The 18,871-nt window shown below is 66.7% G+C and carries 17 protein-coding genes; 9 read left to right on the top strand and 8 right to left on the bottom strand.

The annotated features are described in order from the left end of the window. The first annotated feature begins 2 nt into the window (after positions 1 to 2). Genes ABE423_RS01480 through ABE423_RS01465 form a run of 4 tightly spaced genes read left to right on the top strand, consistent with a single transcriptional unit; the run spans position 3 to position 4,504 of the window. On the top strand, positions 3 to 1,223 hold the full coding sequence (locus ABE423_RS01480; protein ID WP_346484686.1) for a M20 aminoacylase family protein: 1,221 nt from the start codon (positions 3 to 5) through the stop codon (positions 1,221 to 1,223). Beyond that, positions 1,220 to 1,771: a GNAT family N-acetyltransferase gene (locus tag ABE423_RS01475; protein ID WP_125892936.1), complete on the top strand. Its 552-nt coding sequence runs from the start codon at positions 1,220 to 1,222 to the stop codon at positions 1,769 to 1,771. The genes ABE423_RS01480 and ABE423_RS01475 overlap by 4 nt, the downstream gene beginning before the upstream one ends. After that, entirely contained in the window at positions 1,768 to 3,513 is a 1,746-nt protein-coding gene (locus tag ABE423_RS01470) for an amino acid ABC transporter permease/ATP-binding protein (RefSeq protein ID WP_346484685.1), read from the top strand. The genes ABE423_RS01475 and ABE423_RS01470 overlap by 4 nt, the downstream gene beginning before the upstream one ends. A gap of 16 nt (positions 3,514 to 3,529) precedes the next feature. Beyond that, positions 3,530 to 4,504, top strand: a complete 975-nt coding sequence (locus ABE423_RS01465) for an ABC transporter substrate-binding protein (RefSeq protein WP_346484684.1) — start codon at positions 3,530 to 3,532, stop codon at positions 4,502 to 4,504. Positions 4,505 to 4,794: 290 nt separating this feature from the next. Here the strand turns inward: ABE423_RS01465 and ABE423_RS01460 are convergent, their stop codons facing one another. Beyond that, the gene (locus ABE423_RS01460; RefSeq protein ID WP_346484683.1) at positions 4,795 to 7,914 is read right to left on the bottom strand and encodes a discoidin domain-containing protein; all 3,120 of its coding nucleotides are present in this window, start codon (positions 7,912 to 7,914) and stop codon (positions 4,795 to 4,797) included. Positions 7,915 to 8,109: 195 nt separating this feature from the next. Between ABE423_RS01460 and ABE423_RS01455 the strand changes: the two genes are divergently transcribed. Next, positions 8,110 to 8,409: a hypothetical protein gene (locus ABE423_RS01455; RefSeq protein ID WP_177179524.1), complete on the top strand. Its 300-nt coding sequence runs from the start codon at positions 8,110 to 8,112 to the stop codon at positions 8,407 to 8,409. A gap of 80 nt (positions 8,410 to 8,489) precedes the next feature. Here the strand turns inward: ABE423_RS01455 and ABE423_RS01450 are convergent, their stop codons facing one another. Further along, complete coding sequence (locus ABE423_RS01450; RefSeq protein WP_346484682.1) at positions 8,490 to 9,566, bottom strand: MBL fold metallo-hydrolase; 1,077 nt, start codon at positions 9,564 to 9,566, stop codon at positions 8,490 to 8,492. 104 nt (positions 9,567 to 9,670) lie between these two features. On the opposite strand from ABE423_RS01450, the gene ABE423_RS01445 reads away from it, so the two are divergent. Next, a complete protein-coding gene (locus tag ABE423_RS01445; RefSeq protein WP_049398557.1) occupies positions 9,671 to 10,282 on the top strand; it encodes a TetR/AcrR family transcriptional regulator in 612 nt (203 codons plus the stop codon). On the opposite strand, the gene ABE423_RS01440 is transcribed toward ABE423_RS01445, so the two are convergent. Continuing rightward, positions 10,279 to 12,225 carry an EAL domain-containing protein gene (locus ABE423_RS01440; RefSeq protein WP_346484681.1) on the bottom strand — a complete coding sequence of 649 codons (1,947 nt, stop codon included), beginning with the start codon at positions 12,223 to 12,225 and terminating at the stop codon, positions 10,279 to 10,281. The two genes, ABE423_RS01445 and ABE423_RS01440, sit on opposite strands and share 4 nt — an antisense overlap. Before the next feature lie 63 nt (positions 12,226 to 12,288). After that, positions 12,289 to 13,191 (bottom strand): LysR substrate-binding domain-containing protein, encoded by a 903-nt coding sequence (locus ABE423_RS01435; RefSeq protein ID WP_346484722.1) that lies wholly within the window; start codon positions 13,189 to 13,191, stop codon positions 12,289 to 12,291. Positions 13,192 to 13,311: 120 nt separating this feature from the next. On the opposite strand from ABE423_RS01435, the gene ABE423_RS01430 reads away from it, so the two are divergent. Then, complete coding sequence (locus tag ABE423_RS01430; RefSeq protein WP_346484680.1) at positions 13,312 to 14,823, top strand: MFS transporter; 1,512 nt, start codon at positions 13,312 to 13,314, stop codon at positions 14,821 to 14,823. Here ABE423_RS01430 and ABE423_RS01425 read toward each other — a convergent pair. The 3 genes from ABE423_RS01425 to ABE423_RS01415 are packed head-to-tail and all read right to left on the bottom strand — an operon-like array spanning position 14,817 to position 16,970. Then, positions 14,817 to 15,533: an SDR family oxidoreductase gene (locus ABE423_RS01425; protein ID WP_071228927.1), complete on the bottom strand. Its 717-nt coding sequence runs from the start codon at positions 15,531 to 15,533 to the stop codon at positions 14,817 to 14,819. The genes ABE423_RS01430 and ABE423_RS01425 overlap by 7 nt on opposite strands. A 28-nt stretch (positions 15,534 to 15,561) precedes the next feature. Continuing rightward, a complete protein-coding gene (locus ABE423_RS01420) occupies positions 15,562 to 16,290 on the bottom strand; it encodes a GNAT family N-acetyltransferase (RefSeq protein ID WP_180836921.1) in 729 nt (242 codons plus the stop codon). A 14-nt stretch (positions 16,291 to 16,304) separates the two neighbouring features. Further along, positions 16,305 to 16,970: a metalloregulator ArsR/SmtB family transcription factor gene (locus ABE423_RS01415; RefSeq protein ID WP_032129739.1), complete on the bottom strand. Its 666-nt coding sequence runs from the start codon at positions 16,968 to 16,970 to the stop codon at positions 16,305 to 16,307. A 55-nt stretch (positions 16,971 to 17,025) separates the two neighbouring features. Here ABE423_RS01415 and ABE423_RS01410 point away from each other — a divergent pair, with 55 nt between their 5' ends. Next, positions 17,026 to 17,529 (top strand): DUF2938 domain-containing protein, encoded by a 504-nt coding sequence (locus tag ABE423_RS01410; RefSeq protein ID WP_132809975.1) that lies wholly within the window; start codon positions 17,026 to 17,028, stop codon positions 17,527 to 17,529. A 41-nt stretch (positions 17,530 to 17,570) separates the two neighbouring features. Then, on the top strand, positions 17,571 to 18,374 hold the full coding sequence (locus ABE423_RS01405) for an APH(3')-II family aminoglycoside O-phosphotransferase (RefSeq protein WP_346484679.1): 804 nt from the start codon (positions 17,571 to 17,573) through the stop codon (positions 18,372 to 18,374). On the opposite strand, the gene ABE423_RS01400 is transcribed toward ABE423_RS01405, so the two are convergent. Continuing rightward, positions 18,347 to 18,772 (bottom strand): DoxX family protein, encoded by a 426-nt coding sequence (locus tag ABE423_RS01400; protein WP_088025763.1) that lies wholly within the window; start codon positions 18,770 to 18,772, stop codon positions 18,347 to 18,349. The genes ABE423_RS01405 and ABE423_RS01400 overlap by 28 nt on opposite strands. Positions 18,773 to 18,871: the final 99 nt, after the last annotated feature.

Genomic DNA, 18,871 nt, shown 5'->3' with positions numbered 1-18,871 from the left:
CGATGAGCGGAGAAAGCGCGGCAGCACCGGGCCATGCCCGGCGGAATTCCCCAACGACTGGCGTGCTGCCGGAAATCGCGGCACGCGCCGAGGCGGCCATCGCGATCCGCCATGACCTGCACCGCCACCCGGAGCTGGCCTTCGAGGAACACCGCACCAGCGCACGCGTGGCCGAGCTGCTGCAGCAGTGGGGCTATGAGGTCACCACCGGCCTCGGCGGTACCGGCGTGGTCGGTACGCTGCAGCGCGGGCAGGGCAGCCGTCGCCTTGGGCTGCGTGCCGACATCGATGCACTGCCGATCCACGAGGACTCCGGCCTGGCGTACGCCAGCCAGAACGAGGGGCTGATGCATGCCTGCGGCCACGATGGGCATACCGCCATCCTGCTGTCCGCGGCGCACTACCTGGCCCATCACGGCCGCATCGACGGCACCCTGCAGCTGGTGTTCCAGCCGGCCGAGGAAACCGGTTCGGGGGCCTCGAAGATGATTGCCGACGGCCTGTTCGAACGCTTCCCGGTGGATGCGATCTATGGCCTGCACAACTGGCCGGGTGTGCCGGTGGGCCACTTCGGCTTCGTCGACGGTCCGGCGATGGCATCGGTGGACTGGGCGCGGCTGAAAGTGATCGGCAAGGGCGGTCACGGTGCCGAGCCTCAGGGTAGCGTCGACCCGATCCTGGCGGCAGCGCATATCGTCACGGCGCTGCAAAGCGTTGTCTCGCGCAATGTGGATCCACGGCAGATGGGCGTGGTCACCGTCGGTTCGATCCACGGCGGGCAGGCCGCCAATGTGATCCCGGACGTAGTGGAGCTGAAGCTGACCGTGCGCGCCTACCTGCCCGAGGTACGTGACACCCTGCGGCGCCGTGTTACCGAGGTCGCCGAGCGGACCGCCGCCGCGTTCGGCGCGCGCGCGGAGATCGAGTTCCCGCGTGGCTTCCCGAGCGTGATCAACCATCCGCAGCAGACCGCCTACATCCGTGAGGTGGCCGTGCAGGGCTTCGGCAGCGAACACGTGGTGCCCGAATTCGCGCCGCGCACTGCCAGTGAGGATTTCGCGTTCCTGCTGCAGGCGCGGCCGGGCAGTTTCGTGTTCGTCGGCAACGGCGACAGCGCGCCGCTGCACAGCCCGCGCTATGTATTCAACGACGCCGCCATCGCGCCCGCTGCCAGCCTGTGGGCGCGGCTGGCTGAAGACTATCTGGTGAAGGACGTGGCATGAGCAGCAACGAACGCTTCCTCTACACCTCGGTGGATGATCCGCTGGCGCGGCCGCTGTTTGATGGCCTGGAGCAGGAGTACGACAGCCGCTACGCCGACGTGCGTCGACGCATCGGCGGCAGCGCCCGCGAGGAGCTGCAGCGCTACCCGGCGCAGGCCTTTGCTGCCCCGGTTGGCGCGTTCGTGCTGCTGCTGCGCGATGGTGTGGCGATCTCCGGCGGTGCCTTCATGCCGCACCGCGATCCGGATACCGCCGAGTTCAAGCGCATCTGGACATTGCCAGGGCTGCGCCGCCAGGGCATCGCGCGGCGCGTGCTGCAGGAGCTGGAAGACCAGGCAGCGCGGCAAGGATACCGGCGGGTGTTCCTGACGACCGGCTTCCGCCAGCCTGAGGCTGTTGGCCTGTACCTCAGCCATGGCTACACCGCGCTGTTCGACCTGGAGGCCGACCCGGAAACGGTTGCGCATCTGCCGTTCGAAAAGCACCTGCGGGCAGCGACGCCTGTCGTTGCGCCTGCGCAGACCCAGCTGCAAGGAGCCCACGCGTGAGCACGCCTTCGACCGCGCTGGATGGCATTGCAACCCGGCCGGCGCCAGCACCGGCGCTGAAGATCGTGCCGGCCCGGCATCCGCTGCAGGTCTTCGGCACGGTGCTGGCACTGGCGCTGATCCTGATCGGGCTGCAATCAGTGCTGGGCAATCCGCGCTGGGGCTGGGGCACCTTCGCCGAGTGGTTCTTCGCACGCCCGGTGCTGGAAGGCCTGGGCCGTACGCTGCTGTTGACCGCACTCGGTACCGGTCTAGGCTTCGCGCTGGGCACCTTGCTTGCGCTGGCCCGGGTGTCCGGTTCACCGCTGCTGTCGGCGGTGTCGTGGGGCTATGTCTGGTTGTTCCGTTCGATCCCACTTCTGGTGCTGTTGTTGCTGTTGAACAACCTGGGCTACCTGTACACCACCATCGAGCTGGGCGTGCCGTTCACCGGTATCAGCCTGTTCTCGTACCCGACCACGCAGCTGATTGGTGTGTTCACCGCGGCGGTGCTGGGCCTGACCCTGAACCAGGCGGCGTTCTCGGCGGAGGTGATCCGTGGCGGCATCCTGTCTGTGGACCATGGGCAGTATGAGGCGGCCGCCGCGCTTGGCCTGCCGCGTGGCCGCCAGGTGCGCCGCATCATCCTGCCGCAGGCGATGCGCTCGATCCTGCCGGCCGCGTTCAACGATGTGATCGGCCTGGCCAAGAGCACTTCGGTGGTCTACGTGCTGGCGCTGCCTGAGCTGTTCTACACGGTGCAGGTGATCTACCGCCGCAACCTGGAAGTGGTGCCGCTGCTGATGGTGGCCACGGTCTGGTACCTGGTGATCCTCACCGTGCTGTCGTTGCTGCAGCGGCGCGTGGAGCAGCGCTTCGCGCGCGGTCAGCTGCAGCGCGAGCGTTCGGTATCGCGTGTCTCGTCACCGACGCGCGCCACAGGTGAGGCTGCACCGCGCGTGGTCAATCGCCCGCGCATCGCCGCGCAGGTTGAAGCGGGCGAGGGGGCATCGGTATCGCTGCACGGTGTGGGCAAAGTGTTCGGCGACCAGCCGGTGCTGGAAGACGTGAACCTGGACCTGCGCGCTGGCAGCGTGACGGTGCTGATCGGCCCGTCCGGCGCCGGCAAGTCCACGTTGCTGCGGCTGATAAACCACCTGGAACGTGCCGACAGCGGTTACGTGACCGTCGGCGGCCAGCTGATCGGCTACCGCCGCGATGGTGACACCCTGTACGAGCTGCCCGAGCGTGAGATCCGCCGCCGTCGTGCGGAGGTGGGCATGGTGTTCCAGGGCTTCAACCTGTTCCCGCACCTGACTGCGCTGGAGAACATCATCGAGGCACCGATCGCAGTGCGTAGCGTGTCGCGCGCGCAGGCCGAGCAGCAGGCGCGCACGCTGCTGGAACGGGTCGGCCTGGCCGATAAGGCCGATGCCTTCCCGCGCCAGCTGTCCGGCGGCCAGCAGCAGCGCATCGCGATTGCTCGTGCGCTGGCCCTGCAACCGAAGGTGCTGCTGTTCGACGAACCGACCTCGGCACTGGACCCGGAGCTGGTGGCCGAAGTGCTCAGCGTGATCGAGGAGCTGGCAAGCTCCGGCACCACGCTGGTGATTGTCACCCACGAACTGAGCTTCGCCCGCCGCGTGGCCGACCACGTGGTGATGATGGACCAGGGGCGGGTGATCGAGCAGGGCTCGCCCGAGGCGCTGTTCGAGCGCCCGCGCCAGCAACGCACCGCCGATTTCCTGGCCAAGACCCTGTAACCCCGGAAGGAAGACCATGAGCCCTGAAGCACCGCGTCGCCCCTCACGCAGCACCCTGTTGATCGTGGGCGTGCTGGTCATCGGCATCGCCGGCATCGTCTATTCGCGCGTGCGTCAGGCACCGGACGCGAGCGTCGTGGCCGCGACCAGCCTTGCCGGTGCGAATACGGCGGTGCTGAAAGGAACGCTCGATCCCAAGGCGCAGGCATTGATCCCGGCCGGCTACCGCTTCGTCACGCCCGGTGCGTTCACCATCGCCACCCATCCCGGTCAGCTGCCCTTGGCAGACTACGGCGCCGACAGCAAGGACGTGGTGGGCGTCGAGCCGGATATCGCTCGCCTGATCGCCGATGGGCTGGGGTTGAAACTGGTGGTGGTGCCGGTGGCCTGGGCCGACTGGCCGCTGGGTCTGGAATCAGGCAAGTACGATGCGGTGCTGTCGAACGTGACGGTGACCGAAGAGCGCAAGAAGAAGTTCGATTTCTCCAGCTACCGTTACGATCTGCTGGGAATTTACACGCGCACTGATGGGCCGATCCAGAAGATCGAAAAGCCGGCTGACGTGGCCGGGCTGAAGGTGGTGGTCGGCGCCAGCACCAACCAGGACCAGATCCTGCGCCAGTGGGACCAGCAGAACATCGCCGCTGGCTTGAAGCCGGTGGAGTACCAGTACTTCGATGACGCCGTGGTTGGGCGGCTGGCAGTGATCACCGGGCGCGCCGATGTCTCGTTCGAGCCCAACGCCACCGGCGCCTATTCGGCGCGCGATGGCAAGGTGCGGCGTGTGGGCCTGTTCCCGGGGGGCTGGCCGAACGCCGCGGCGATCTCGGTGACCACGCGCAAGGGCAGCGGCCTGGCTGATGCGGTGACGCAGGCGCTGAACACCCAGATCGGCAGTGGCACCTATGCCCAGGCGCTGAAGCGATGGAATGTGGCCGAGGAGGCCGTGCCGCAGTCGCAGACCAACCCGCCGGGGCTGCCGACGCTCTGACGCCGGGCATCGCCCGGCAGCTACCGCTGCTTTTGTAGAGCCGAGCCATGCTCGGCTGCAGTTCGCGTGGTGTGCGATGCGTCGAGCATGGCTCGACTCTACAAGAGCATCCACGCATGGCGTGGATCTACTCGCAGAGTCTGACTTCTGTAGAGCCGAGCCATGCTCGGCTGCAGTTCGCGCGGTGCGCGATGAGTCGAGCATGGCTCGACTCTACAAGAGCATCCACGCATGGCGTGGATCTACTCGCGGAGCGTGCATTCTGTAGAGCCGAGCCATGCTCGGCTGCATTACCAGACCGCTTCCAACGTCCGGAACGGTTTCGCCAGGCGCACGCCCTCGGCATCGAAGTCGGAAACGCTGCGTCCATCTACGCGCACAGACTTCGGCGCGGTCCGGTTCGGCCACCACATGCGCACGGCGGTGTCCTTGCGCAGCCCCTCGCCAATCACCACTGTCAGCAGTCCGTCGCGCTGCCGCGCCTGCATCTGCAACGTGCCATACGCGGTCGGCAGGCGTTCCACCGACAACCCATCCCCGGCCACCCAAGACGGCGGCGTGCCCGGCAGCAATGACAACGCGTCATCGTCCTCGCGCATCAACATGCCGAACAGCGTGCGGCCGTATTCGGCACCGATCCAGGTATGCGGCATGTCGCCCAGGTAGCGCGGGAAGCGCAACCGCGAATGCACCACTTCGGCCAGCACCTGCCACTCAAGCGGGCGCCGATCATGCAGCAGTCCCTGCAGCAGTTCGTCGGCGGCCTCGGGCTGGCCTAGATGCACGTAGCTCAATACATTGCGGATCTCGTACGGGGTGTAGGCATACAGCGCACCGGGCTGGCTGCGCTTGCGCACGTCGTCCAGGTAGCGGGCGAAGGTGGTCCGCAACGCATCTGCCGGCAGCACGCTCTGCGCACCGGTGGGGTCCAATGCAATCGAAACGCCGGTGGGATCACCATCGCCCAGATCCGCCGAGGACGGAATGAAGTCGATGCCCTTCCACGCCATCGTCGCCCGGATCGAGGCATGCAGTGCGTCGTACAGCAGCTTGTACTGTTCGCGCGCCCAACGGGCGGTTTCATGGTCGCCAAGTGCCTCTGCCAGCCACGCGCCGTCGTGCCAGCCCTTCAGTCCCCAGTAGTCATCCCAATAGCTGTGGGTGGGCGAAGGGTAGCCCTCGTGGCTGATCGACGGCGCAAGAATGCCCGCGAAGCGCTCCGGCGCTGGCTGGTCAGCCATGTAACCCGCTACCAGCGTGCGCTCGCGCAGCTGCTGCAGGAAGCACAGCGCCGCCTTCACTTTCGGCAGGTACGCGCGCACCGACTCCGCACCGCCATCGAGGCGGGCGACATCGGCGACCAGTGCCACATACTGGCCCTGGCTGTCGTACTCGATGTCCGAACCAAAGCCGGTGTTGACGCTGCCATCGTCGTTGAGGATCGGCGAGACCAGTCCGCTGCCGTGCACGCCGTGCTGGCTGTACCACGCCAGGTAGTCGCGCGCGACCTTGGCTTCGCCCATGCGCAGCAGCACCGCCGAGGTGGCCATGCCATCGCGGATGAAGGAGCGGTTGTAGTTGCGCGGGCCGGGCTGCATGGCCGGGCCGGTCTGGTTGATCAGCATGTAGGCAGCCTGCGCGCGCAGCATGTCCACCAGCGAGGGATCGGGCAGGCGCAGGCCGACCTGGCCCAGCCGCGCCTGCCAATCTGCGGACGCCTGCGTGGCCAGCGTCTCGAACGCCGCATTGGCATCACGGGGCAGCGTGGACAGGTCAAGCGCAGGCGCCTCGGGCAGCACGCCATTGGCATCGGCAGCGGCGGTGCCGAGTGGGAACGCCACGACCACCGCATCGCTGGCACCGGGCGCGAGGCGGATCCGGTAGCTCAATGCGGCTGCGGCCAGTCCTTGCTCGTCACGTGCCTGCTGCGAGGAAGGCAGTTCGCCGGCAGCGACGTCTGCGGTGATCTCCGTTGCGCCGTCCTTCCCGAACGGCGCCACGCCGGACGCAGCCACTGGCGTGAGCGAATGCAGCAGCGTGCGGCCATTGATGCGCAGGGCCTTTCCATCGATGGCCACCTCGCGGATCGGCGACAGCCCGCCGTTCTGCCACGGCGGATTCATCTGCATCGGACGCACGACCAGACTGAGCGTGCCGTCGATCGCCGTGGTGCCGGTGTTGTGCAGTCGATGGCGGAGGAAGGTCACCGGCTGGCCATCGCGCTCGATGGCGAACACCTCACTGCGCAGCTCCAGCCTAGGCTGCGGCGACCAGGTGGCCGAAGGCATAGGCTTCCAGCCATCGCGCAGGGCGTGCTGTACGGGCTGACCGGCGGCACCTGCAGAACGCCCGTCGGCGCTTCGCCAGATCGGCTGTACCAGCGGCGCACCCTTGAACGCTTCCAGGTTGCCGTATTCGTCGAAGATGGATTTCTGCCGACCCGCGTGCACACCCACGGCGGTCCAGTAGGTCTGCTGCATCTGCAGCGAGGCGGGGAACAAGGCACGTTGCGCACCGCTGGCGGCAATCTGGTAGCGCTTCATCGGCGTCATCACGGCTTTCGGGCCAAGCAGGCGCAGGCGCGCGATCTGCGGGGCAGCGCCGTCCACGGCCAGGCGGAATGCACGTAGAGGTTGTGCCGTGTCAGCAGCCAGCCAACTCTGCCGATGGCTGGCCGCCTGTGCATCGTGTGCGAGGTCCTGCCATCGGCCCTGTGCGTCCTGCGCCCGCAAGCGGGCGGCGCCGCGCCCGCCATCGGCCCAGTCGACCGCGAGACCGGCCGTGGACTGGGTGCGAGGCAGCATGATCTCGAGCGTATGGGATCCACCTTTTCCGGCTGGAACCGCGACGGTGCCACCGCCTTGCCAGAGCGCCGCCGCCTGCGCTGCATCGACACCGCTGATGCGTGCGCTGAGCGTGCTGTCCAGCGGCTCCATCTCGAAGATCGACACGCCCCAATCGGAGGTGCGCTGTGGGCTGGCCAACCGCAGGTAGCGCGCCTGGCGTGGCGCGAAGTACAGCGTTTCCACGTCGCCCAGCGAATCGGCCATGGTGTACGCGGTCTGCCACTGTGTGCCGTCCAGCGAGGTCTGCAGTGAATAGCCCTCTGGATTGGAGACATCCCAGGTGATCCGTGCGCCCGCCAGCATCGTCGGTGCACCCAGATCGATCTGGAACCAGTGGCCCGGACTGAAGGCGCCGCCGGTGACGGTCTTGGGGTCGCCGTCGATCAGGTGGCTGATCGCCATCGCCGGTACCTGCTGCGAGGAGGCGCTGGCCTGCCATTGGCTGCGTGGTGGCAGCGTCTGTGCCTGTGCGCTGAAGGCCAGCGCGGCCAACAGCAGGGCAGTGGCAGATCGCCATGGGATAGCTGAGCGGAAGACCTTGGAACGTTCGGCGCGCAACGTCATTACGGACAGCCTCGCAGGTTCGACCGGAATCGGGCGAGCGCTACGCTAGCAAGGGATGTAATCGGTTACATGACGCACTGCAGCGCCGCCGGGCGCTGGCGCTGCCATCGCGGGAGCGCTGACGGATGTGGCTCTGGACGGCTGCAGGCTTGCCCCTATGCTGATTGGCAACGACCACCGATCTGAAATGGATTGATGATGGAGTTCAGTTTCACGCTGATGTACCGAGTGCCTGATACCGGAAAAGATCTCAGTGCATTTGAGCGAGGTCTTGCAGAGGTGGGGTGCGACGATGCGCTGCTGGGCAGTGGTTCGCCGGGCGTTTTGGCGTTGCGATTCCAGCGAGAAGGCACAGCCGCAGACGATGTCGCGCGTGCCGCATGCGTGCAGGTCCAGAATGCGGTACCGGAAGCCGAATTGATAACCGTGCATGTCGATGTCAGCAATGCTGGCGGCGTCTCCAATTGCGGTGACTCCAAAGCTGAGCTTGTTTGACGTCCACGGCGCACTTCTCAGAAGCAGCCGAGCATGGCTCGGCTCTACATGGCTTCCGGCAGGTCAAGCGGCATCCTCCATTACAGCTCCACCGTCTCCCACCAGCGCGTACCCGCCTGCGGCGCCTGCATGTCCAGTGCTTCGCCCATCATCGGCGTGGCCACCGGCACGTTCTTTGCGGCGGCCAATGCGGTGATGCGCTCGAACGGTTGCTGCCAGGCGTGCAGCGCCAGATCGAAGGTGCCGTTGTGGATCGGCAGCAGCCACTTGCCGCGCAGGTCCAGGTGCGCCTGCAGGGTCTGCTCGGGCTGCATGTGCACGAAGGCCCAGCGCGGGTCGTAGGCACCGGTTTCGATCATGGTCAGGTCGAACGGGCCGTACTTCTCACCGATGGCTTTGAAGCCGTCGAAGTAGCCGGTGTCGCCGCTGAAGAAGATGCGGAAGTCGCCGTCCTGGATCACCCATGACGCCCACAGGCTGCGATCGCTGTCGCCCAGACCGCGGCCGGAGAAATGCTGGCCCGGGGTGGCGGTCAGGCGCAGGCCACCGGCCTCGGTCGATTGCCACCAGTCCAGCTGTTCGACCTTGCTGGCGTCCACGCCCCACGCAATCAACTGGTCGCCCACGCCAAGCGGTGCGATGAAGCGCGCGGTCTTGCCGGCCAGCTGCATCACTGCGGCATGGTCCAGGTGGTCGTAATGGTTGTGCGAGAGGATCACGCCGGCGATCGGCGGCAGTTCGTCGATGCTGATCGGCGGTGCGTGGAAGCGCGCCGGGCCCAGCCACTGTACCGGCGAAGCGCGCTCGGAGAACACCGGATCGGTCAGCCAGTACTGGCCGCGCAGCTTCAGCAGGATCGTGGAATGCCCGAGCCGGAACAGGCTGCGATCAGGCGCGGCGTCCAGGGTTGCACGGTCCAGCGGCAGCACCGGAATGGGGTGGGCGGGCACGGTGCCCTTGGGCTTGTTGAACAGGAACGTCCACCAGATCTCCGCGCCATCGCGCACGCCCATCGCCGGACGCGGCAGGGCATTGCGGAACTTGCCGTCGCGGTACTGCGGCGAATCGGGGAAGTCGGGGAGGGACCAGGACTTGCAGAAGGTGTAGGCGGTCACGGCGAGGATTCCAAGCAAAAGGACAAGGAGCAGGCGCTTCATGGGTGACGTCCGCTGGGTACACTGCACAGTGTAGTTTCGTGTTTTTCAAAAGTACACTGCCGGGTGTAAAATGGTGGCGTCCGTTCAGTTATCCGGTTTCCGCCATGTCTCGTGCCCCGCAACGCCTGACCGACCGCAAACGCGAAGCCATCGTGCGTGCGGCGGTGGAGGAGTTCCGTGCATCGGGCTACGAGGCGACCAGCATGGACCGCATCGCCGAGGTGGCGGGGGTCTCCAAGCGCACCGTCTACAACCACTTCCCGAGCAAGGAAGCGTTGTTCTCGATGATCCTGGAGGAGCTGTGGGAGCGCAGCGTGGCCAGCGACGCACTGCCGTACCGCGCCGACCAGCCGCTGCAGGCGCAGCTGATGCAGCTGCTGGGGCAGAAGCTGGAACTGCTCAGTGATGCCAACTTCATCGACCTGGCACGGGTGGCAATGGCCGAGATCATCCATTCGCCGGAACGTGCGCAGGCCATCGTCTGCCGCATGGGCGAGAAGGAAAGCGGTGAGAGTGCGTGGATCCGCGCGGCAATCGCCGATGGCCGGCTGCGCCAGGTCGATCCGGAGTTCGCCGGCCACCAGCTGCACGGGCTGGTGAAGAGCTTTGCATTCTGGCCACAGGTGACGATGGGGCAGGCGCCGTTGAACGAACAGGAGCGCGCACGCGTGGCCGAATCGGCGGTGGCGATGTTCCTGGGTTACTACGCGGTCTAGCTGGCGGCGAAGCGGCGGAACTCGTCGGCCGGCAGCGCCGCCGAGTACAGATAGCCCTGGCCGACATCCACGCCCAGTGCGCGCAGTTGCTGTTCCTGCGCCAGGGTTTCGGTACCTTCGGCCACCACGATGGCGCCGCAGCGGTGCGCGACTTCGACGATGAAGCGCACGATCGACTGCGACTTGGCGTCGGACAGCGTGGCGATCAGCGCCTGCTCGATCTTGACCTCGGCGATGGCCAGCTGCGAAAGCAGGATCAGGGTTGAATAGCCGGCACCGAAATCGTCCAGTGACAGCGTGACCTCCGCCGCCAGCAATTGCGCGATGTTGGCATCGACGACGTCGCGCTCGACGATTTCGGTCCATTCGACGATCTCCAGCCGCAGCATCATGCCGGGCACATCGTGCAGCTGCAGCAGTTCCTGCAGGCGCAGGCCGAAGTCGGGCAGGCGCAGTGACTCGGCCGAGACGTTCACGGCGATCTTCAGCTGCGAGCCATCGCGTCGGCACTGCTGCAGGAAGTGGATGGCCGACTGCAGCGTGGCCCATTCCAGTTCAGCCAACCGCCCCTGCCGGCGCAGCAGCGAGATCACCCGCATCGGCGCGATCAGCCGGCCCTCGCCGTCGCGCATGCGCAGCAGTGCTTCGGCGCCGACCAGCTGGCGATCCTGCAGACGATGCTTGGGCTGGTAGCACAGGGGGGCATCTCCCTGCTGCAACCAGCGTTCGAGGGCGACTTCGATCAGGGCGTCGATCTCGCTGTCGCGCTGAACCGGATCGTCGAAGAACACAACGCCTGATTCGATCGCACTCAGCGCCACGGTGATCGCGCGGAACGGAAGATGTCCTTCGTCGGCATCGGCGGGGGGCTTCAGTTCGACCACCGCACAGCGGAACAGCGGCCGGAAGCCGGGCCAATCGCGGCCGACCCGATCGGCCAGGTTGCTGGCCAGCTCGGTGATCTGCGGCTGCGTGCGCAGTTCGAACAAGGTCAGGTCGCGCACCAGGATCGCCAGCGCGGCATCGCCGAACTGGTAGATCTCCAGCTGCCCGGCTGGCAGCGAGGGCAGCAGCCGATGCACCTCGTCGGTGCTGTCGCGCTGCCACAGGCCGTTGTCCTGCAGCGGACCATAGCGCAGGCGCAGATCGCGCAGGTTGCCCATCTCGGCCACGATCAGGCAGGCCTTGCCGATGCCGTCGTTGTCGCGCCAGTAATGCTGCAGGCGTTCGCCAAGTGCACGCATGTTGGGCAGGCCACTGATCGGATCGATGCGCAGCCAGGCCTGTTCGCGCTGACGCTGTGCATCGATCTGCGCATCGTTGTAGACCAGCGCGAACACCGCGCCGAGCATCAGCAGCGATAGTGGCAGTGCCAGCAGCCGCTGGATTGCCAACTCCTCCACGGGCAGCTGATTGGCGCCGATGATTGCGACGCCCAGTGCCAGGCCAAACGCAGTGACGGCGATACGCACGCCCCAGGCCTGCAGGATCACGCGCAGCGAGAGCTCATTGAGCATGCGCGGGTGCAGGCGCCTGCGCAGCCAGACGCCGGCCAGCATCTGCAGCGTGGCCTCGAGGCCGGCCGGCAGGAAATACTGGGTGCCGGCAAACTGGTAGCGCGCCAGCAGGCTGGCGGCCAGGCAGGTCAGGCCACCGCGCCAACCGCCCAGCAGGCCACTGACCAGCAGGATGTCGAAGCCGAGGTGCAGCTTGACCACTCCCTGGGTGTAACGGGCCACGAACCAGGAATTGAACAGGTAGATCAGGCCCAGCGCCACGCCGACATACAGGCGACGGCCTTCAATGGCGTGCCCGGCGCGGCGGGTGGCGATCAGCAGCACGCCGATCATGCCGATCACCGCCGTGGCCTGCAGCAGGTACAGCGGCAGGCTGGGCAGGGCGCTGTCCAGGACCTGGGCCGAGACCCGTGAAAGCGCATCCATAGCAGGTTCCCGCCTGTGACCGACGGCCAGTGACGAGCAGCGTAGTCGCAGCAGGGCGCAGGTTCAATTGCACTGGCTGGGTTCGGGCAGGAGGTGGTCGGCCATGAAATCGACAAACGCGCGTACACGCGGTTGCTGATGGCGATGGCTTGGCCAGAGGGCCCAGAAGGTGCTGCGCTCGGTGCTCCATGGGTCCAGGACGCTGACGAGTTCACCGCGGTCCAGCGCATCACGCGTGGCGAAGTCGGGCAGGCACGCAATGCCATGGCCATCAATGGCCGTGTGCAGGATCGTCTCAAGATGATTGGCGGTCATTGCGGCAGTCAGCCGCAGCTCGGTGCCTCCCTCATGCGTGGGCAGTGGCCAACGTTCGATCAGGCCGGTGCCGGGAAAGCGATGGAGAAGGCACGCGTGGCCGCTCAGATCATCCGGGTGCTGTGGCGTGCCGCGCTTGGCGAAGTACGCAGGGGCGCCCACACAGAGCAGGCGGGCACTGCCGAGGTTGCGGCCGTGCAGCCTGGAGTCGGCGGGGTTGCCCGTGCGGACAACGGCGTCGAAGCCCTCCTCGATGACATCGACAAGACGGTCGCTGAAGTGCAGGTCGAGTTCGATGGCGGGAAAGCGGTGCGCAAAGGCCGATAGCACCGGCAGCATCAGTCCGCTGGCGAGTGGAAGACTGACCTTCAGGCGACCGCTGGGCGCGGCCTGGGCGTCGGTCAGCTCGCGCTCCGCTGCGGCGACCTCGGTCATGATGCGACGGCAGCGTTCAAGGAACTGCTCGCCTTCGGCAGTCAGGCTGACGCTGCGGGTATTGCGATTCAGCAGGCGGGCGCCCAGGCGCTCTTCCAGCCGGGCGATGGTCTTGCTTGCCGCCGAAGGGGTGATGCCACGCTGTCGTGCTGCGGCCGCGAAGCTGCGTGCCTCGGCGACCAGAACGAAGAGGCTGAGACCGGCAAAGCTGTCCATGACATGGCCATTGATGACGTTCATGTCATTAAAGCACGGACACAACGATGGATTCTTAGGCGATAGCGTCGTCGATAGCATCAATGGGGTGGCGCCTGGCCACGCTGGAGCTTCATCGACATGTCTGTTGCCTCTGCTGAGACGGCCGGATCATCACGCATTGGAGTGGTGCTTGCGGGCTGCCTGACGGCGCTCACCATTCCGTTGAGCATTGCCAGCCCCGCCGTTGGCATTCCCGCCATCCGGGACGCGCTGGGCGGTTCGCCTGCGGCGTTGTCCTGGATCATCAACGCCTATCTGTTGACCTACGGCTGCACCACGCTGGTGGCCGGTGGGCTGGCCGATCTGCATGGCAGGCGCCGGATCTGGCTTCTGGGCGGCGCGTCGTTTGCGCTGGTCACCGGCCTGATCCCATTGATGCCCGGTGTGGCGTGGATCAATGCACTGCGACTGCTTCAGGGGATGGCGGCGTCGGCTGCGTTTGCCGGTGCGATGGCGTCGCTGGCGCAGGTGTTCGACGGCCAGGCGCGGGCCAGGGTGTTCAGCCTGATCGGCACCACCTTTGGTGCAGGAGCCGCAGGCGGTCCGCTGCTGGCAGGCGGGTTGATCGATGCGCTGGGCTGGGAATGGGTGTTCTTCCTGCCTGCGTTGCTGGCCGCCCTGACCGTACCGTTGGTCGCCCTGTCATCCGTCGAATCGAAGAGCACCGGTTCGCCACGCCTGGATTGGCTGGGCGCCGTCACCTTCATGCTGGCGCTGGGGTCACTCACCTACGCCATGATCGTGCTGCCGGAACGCGGCCTGTTGCATCCGCAGACGCTGGTACTGCTGGCGCTCTCGATGGTGTTGCTGGCCGCGTTCATTGCCGTCGAGCGCTCCCATCGAACACCGCTGCTGGATCTCGGGCTGTTCCGCAACCGGCGCTTTGTCGGCGTGCAGATTCTCGCCGCTGCGCCTGCGTTCTCGTACGTCGTCCTTCTGGTGGTGCTGCCGGCGGGGTTCATCGGTGTTGAAGGGCTGCGGCCCACCGAAGCCGGACTGGCGATGGCAGCATTGTCTGCACCCTTGCTGGTTGTTCCCCTGGTTGCCGGTTACCTGCTGCGCTGGATTCCGGCGCGGGCGCTGTGTTGTGCGGGCCTGCTGATCGGCGCGCTTGGACTCGCATGGCTGGCCCAGGTGTTCCAGCTACCTTCGGTGCGCTGGATGCCGATGCTGGTCATCGGGATCGGCATCGGTCTGCCTTGGGGGATCATGGATGGCCTGGCGGTCAGCGTGGTTGGCAAAGAGCAGGCAGGCATGGCCGCGGGCATCTTCAACGCAATGCGACTGGCAGGCGATTCCATTGCCCTCGCGCTTGTCGGCATCATGCTCTCATCCCGCATTGGCCGGAGTATGGCGCTTGACGCCAGCGTCGTGGCCCGTGCCGCCGTGCACAGGCTGTCCATGGGCGACCTTGGCGGAGCGGTGGAGGCATTGCCCGGCGTTTCGAGAACGGCGCTGGCCCAGGCATACATGGAGTCCGTCCGTGGCCAGCTGTTTGTCCTGGCGATGGCGACCGTGCTGACCGCCATCGTGCTCGGGTACCTGTTGCGCGAAGAGGGTGAGCCTGGCCTGTGCAGGCGCGGTCAGTAGCGCGGGTCGGCGATGGCCGGCAGCACCAGTTCGCGCACGAAGCCGGACGGTGACAACTGCAGCAACGCGCGCACCATCGCAACGACGTCGTGCACCGGCACCAGCTCGCCGTCGCCGCGCGCTGCGGCCTCGGCCACCGGCACTGACAGTGCATCGTCGGTGTTGAGGTAGCCCAGCTGCAGGCTGGTCACCGCCAGGCGGCGATCGCGGAAGCCCTCGCGCAATGCATCGGCGATGCCGTTGAGCGCGAACTTGGATGCGCCGAACGCCACTTCCGGGCGGCCGCTGCGTGGCAGTGCCGAGGTCGAGCCGGTCAGCACCAGCTGCGGGCGTGGCGCGCCCAGCACCCGCGGCAGCAGGCGCTGCAGCAGCACCAGGGTGGCGGTGATGTTGACGTCGACCAGTTGGGTGAGTGCGGCATCGGTTTCGTCGAGGAAGGCGTACTCGTCGCTGAAGGCGGTCTGTTCCCAGATGCCCAGGTTGTGGATCAGCACATCCAGATCGGCAGGTGCCTGTGCTGCGATGTGGTCGGCAGCCACGGTCGGCTGGGACAGATCGGCTTCGATCCACTGCAGGGTGACGCCCTCGGGGCATTCAATATCGCGCGGTCGGTTGCGTGAAACGCCGATGACGGTGTCGCCTGCACTGCACAGGCCTTCCACGAACGCCCGACCGAGGCCCCTGCTGGCGCCGATGACCATCAATTTCATGTTGCTTCCTTGTTGTACTGCGGCGGCCTCAGTCGACCGCCAGAACGGTGTCCCAATCGGCGAACGCACGCAGGCCGCTGCGTTCGGCGGTAATGATCGAGGCGGTGTTGTCGAGCTGGCAACGGTACTGCGGCTGCAGCCCGGCCGTCTGTGCGGACACGGCCATGGCGCGTACCAGCTGGCGCGCGTGCCCGCGACCGCGGGCCTCGGGCAGGGTCAGCACGCCCATGTCGGCCAGGGCCGGATCCAGGCTCCACGGGTACATGCTTCCCGCGGCAACCAGCCGCTCGCCATCGAAGGCGCCGAACACCTGCCAGTGGTCCAGCTCGACCCAGGCGGCATCCAGATCCTCCTCGCTCGCGCTGGCCTGGAACCCGTCGAACGCGGCTGCGTCGGCCGGGCCAAGACAGCGGATATGTGGCGGTGCAGGGCGCTCGGCCAGGGCCGCAAGTTCTGCGGCGGGGAAGTAGAAGACGCGATCCGCGCCATGCGTGCGCTGGCCGAGCTGCTGCAGGCGTAGTTGCAGCTGCGGGAGCGTCCAGTGCGGCTGCGCGTGCAGTTGCAGGCGAGCGGCCAGGGCCGGGCGCAGCAGTGCGCGCGCGGGGCCCACGACCGGCTGCAGCAGCATGCCGTCCTCGCCCTCATCGAAATCATCGCTGCACGCCAACTGCAGCAGTGGATCATCCTGCAACATGCGCTGCCCGGAGAACACGCTGCGCCAGGTCGCATCGATCAACGGGGCAAACACATCATCCATGACCGGTGTCTCGCTCAGTGCCGGGGCAGGTCCACCTGCAGGCCGGCGGCCTTCCATTCGGGGTAACCGGCGGCGAGCCGCTGCGCGGTCAGTCCGGCCTCGCGCAGCATCGCCACCGCATCGTTGGACAGCACGCAGTAGGGACCGCGGCAATACGCGACAATGTGGACGGCACGCGGCAGTTCGTCCATCCGTGCACGCAGTTCCGTAACGGGAATGTTCAGCGCGCCGGGCAGGTGTCCCAGATCGAATTCCTCACGCGGCCGCACATCCAGCAGCACCACGCTGCTGCGTTGTTCCAGCAACTGCTCGACAGTCAGGCCTTCCAGAGCATCGCGGCGCTGCAGGCTGTCGTGGATCACGCCGTGCATCTCGCTGCGCTGGTGGTCGGCATAGTCGCGCAGCGCGGCCAGCAGGTTGCCCAGCGGACCCTCACCACTGCGGTAGAGGATGCGCTTGCCATCGCGTCGGGTCTGAACCAGGCCAGCACGGCGCAGCTGCTGCAGATGCTGGGAGGTATTGGCCACCGACAACCCGGTCAGTTCGGCCAGGCGCTCCACGGCGCGCTCGCCCTGGGCGATGTGCTCCAGCAGGGCCAGGCGATGGGCATGGCCGAGCGTGCGGGCGATCTCGGCCAAGGCTTCCAGCGGTGAGAGCGGTGGCTCTGTTGCAGCGTTCATGCGGCGCACGCTAGCATCGCTCTATCATTCAAGCAAATAATTGAAGGTGTGCGATATGGCTGGCCTGGCGACATTCGTGATGGATTCGGTGGTAGTCGGCGTGGGAGCGACCGCTGTGATGGACCTGTGGGCGCTGGTGCAGCGGCGGCTGCTCGGCATTCCCTCGCTGGATTTCGCGATGGTGGGCCGCTGGTTGGGGCATCTGCCGCGCGGGCGCTTCCGCCACGATGGCATCGGCCGCTCGGCTGCGGTCAGTGGCGAGCGCGCGCTGGGCTGGACCGCGCATTACGTGATCGGTGTGGTCTTCGCCGCGTTGCTGCTGGCCGTGGTGGGGAACGGTTGGGTGCAGGCGCCGACACTGTGGCCGGCGCTGGCCTTCGGCATCCTCAGCGTCGCCGCACCGTTCCTCATCCTGCAGCCGGGCATGGGCGCGGGCATTGCCGCTTCAAAGACCCCGGCGCCGGGCAAGGCGCGCCTGCGCAGCCTGGTGGCGCACAGTGTGTTCGGCCTGGGCATGTACCTTTCCGCGTTGTTGTTGGCTGCGGTCCATGCAGGATGAGCGAGAATCCGTGGGGTCACCGGCAACAGGAACACCTCGGCATGGAAGCACCCGAATCCATCAGTGATGACATGCCGCTGCCGTGGGCTTGGCAGGAGGCGTTGGCCGATGCGCGCATCGAGCGGCAATCGATCGGTGTGTCGCGTGCGGATGTTGCCCGCGTGCATCGGCCGGGCCAGGCCGATGCCTTCCTGAAGTCGGAAGTGATCGACGCCTTCAGTGAGCTGGGCGATGAGATCGCGCGCCTGCGTTGGCTGCAGGCACAGGGACAACCGGTGCCAACGGTGATTGCCACTGCCGAAGAGGCGGGCCGGCGCTGGTTGCTGATGAGCGCGCTGCCTGGCCGCGACCTGGCCTCGTCGCCGGAGCTCGCGCCGCAGCAGCTGGTGGAGCTGCTGGCCGACGCGCTACGCGGGCTGCATGCGTTGCCGGTGGCAGCCTGTCCGTTCGACCAGCGACTGGCGTCGCGCGTGCAGGTTGCGCAGGCCCGCGTTGAAGCGGGCCTGGTGGATGCCGATGATTTCGATGACGAACGCCTGGGCCAGAGTCCGCAGCAGGTCTTCGCCGAACTGTGCAGCACCCGGCCCGACCATGAAGACCTGGTGGTCAGCCACGGAGACGCCTGCCTGCCGAACCTGATGGCGGTCGAGGGCCGCTTCAGTGGCTTCATCGACTGTGGCCGGCTGGGTGTGGCCGACCGCTACCAGGACCTGGCGCTGGCCGTGCGCAGCCTTGTCTACAATTTGGACAACACGCGTTGGGTGGCGCCGCTGTTCAAGCGCTACGGCATGGTTGCCGACGAACGACGGTTGGCGTTCTACCGGTTGCTCGACGAGTTCTTCTGAGCCCGCGCATGGCTGGCGATGGCCGCGCAGATCAGGCCACCGACCACGCTCAGGTGTTCCAGCGCGAAGAACAGGGCCAGCTGCTGTTCGGCGCCGTGCTTGTTCCAGAAGGTATGCACGATGACGATGGTCAGCAGCATGAACACCGCCAGCGCGCCGCTGCCCAGCCAGAGCAGGCGATCGAGCAGCAGGCACAGTGCGCCGCCCAGCAGCACCACGGCGCTGGCGATGTTGAACAGCACAGGTGGTTGCAATCCGGCGGCCTGCATTTCGGCCACGCTGTTGTCCCACGCCAGCAGCTTGGCCAGGCCCGAGGACAGGAACACCACGGCCAGCAACAGCCGCGCGAGGAACCACAGCACGCGGCTGTCGAGCAGGGTGGTGATCATCCGTGGCATGCAGGAACTCCGGGTTGGGCGTGGGACAGGCCACGCAGCATCGGGCCTCAACCGCAGTTGAGGTCAAGGCTGGCTGAACGGAGCCCGGCGTTGGCCGGA

Origin of the sequence: Stenotrophomonas sp. TWI1409 (assembly GCF_039673015.1) — a bacterium.
Lineage (GTDB): Bacteria > Pseudomonadota > Gammaproteobacteria > Xanthomonadales > Xanthomonadaceae > Stenotrophomonas > Stenotrophomonas maltophilia_A.
Note: the sequence above shows the minus strand (reverse complement) of the source record. Positions and strands in the feature narration are given on the sequence as shown.

What these genes read in the sequence shown, in the direction of transcription:
- ABE423_RS01410 (WP_132809975.1), top strand. Translation starts at nt 17,026, where the DNA reads ATGGCTGGCCTGGCGACATTCGTGATGGATTCGGTGGTAGTCGGCGTG.
- ABE423_RS01430 (WP_346484680.1), top strand. Translation starts at nt 13,312, where the DNA reads ATGTCTGTTGCCTCTGCTGAGACGGCCGGATCATCACGCATTGGAGTG.
- ABE423_RS01425 (WP_071228927.1), bottom strand. Translation starts at nt 15,533, where the DNA reads ATGAAATTGATGGTCATCGGCGCCAGCAGGGGCCTCGGTCGGGCGTTC.
- ABE423_RS01480 (WP_346484686.1), top strand. Translation starts at nt 3, where the DNA reads ATGAGCGGAGAAAGCGCGGCAGCACCGGGCCATGCCCGGCGGAATTCC.
- ABE423_RS01420 (WP_180836921.1), bottom strand. Translation starts at nt 16,290, where the DNA reads ATGGATGATGTGTTTGCCCCGTTGATCGATGCGACCTGGCGCAGCGTG.
- ABE423_RS01475 (WP_125892936.1), top strand. Translation starts at nt 1,220, where the DNA reads ATGAGCAGCAACGAACGCTTCCTCTACACCTCGGTGGATGATCCGCTG.
- ABE423_RS01400 (WP_088025763.1), bottom strand. Translation starts at nt 18,772, where the DNA reads ATGCCACGGATGATCACCACCCTGCTCGACAGCCGCGTGCTGTGGTTC.
- ABE423_RS01415 (WP_032129739.1), bottom strand. Translation starts at nt 16,970, where the DNA reads ATGAACGCTGCAACAGAGCCACCGCTCTCACCGCTGGAAGCCTTGGCC.
- ABE423_RS01435 (WP_346484722.1), bottom strand. Translation starts at nt 13,191, where the DNA reads ATGGACAGCTTTGCCGGTCTCAGCCTCTTCGTTCTGGTCGCCGAGGCA.
- ABE423_RS01460 (WP_346484683.1), bottom strand. Translation starts at nt 7,914, where the DNA reads ATGACGTTGCGCGCCGAACGTTCCAAGGTCTTCCGCTCAGCTATCCCA.
- ABE423_RS01405 (WP_346484679.1), top strand. Translation starts at nt 17,571, where the DNA reads ATGGAAGCACCCGAATCCATCAGTGATGACATGCCGCTGCCGTGGGCT.
- ABE423_RS01455 (WP_177179524.1), top strand. Translation starts at nt 8,110, where the DNA reads ATGATGGAGTTCAGTTTCACGCTGATGTACCGAGTGCCTGATACCGGA.
- ABE423_RS01445 (WP_049398557.1), top strand. Translation starts at nt 9,671, where the DNA reads ATGTCTCGTGCCCCGCAACGCCTGACCGACCGCAAACGCGAAGCCATC.
- ABE423_RS01465 (WP_346484684.1), top strand. Translation starts at nt 3,530, where the DNA reads ATGAGCCCTGAAGCACCGCGTCGCCCCTCACGCAGCACCCTGTTGATC.
- ABE423_RS01450 (WP_346484682.1), bottom strand. Translation starts at nt 9,566, where the DNA reads ATGAAGCGCCTGCTCCTTGTCCTTTTGCTTGGAATCCTCGCCGTGACC.
- ABE423_RS01440 (WP_346484681.1), bottom strand. Translation starts at nt 12,225, where the DNA reads ATGGATGCGCTTTCACGGGTCTCGGCCCAGGTCCTGGACAGCGCCCTG.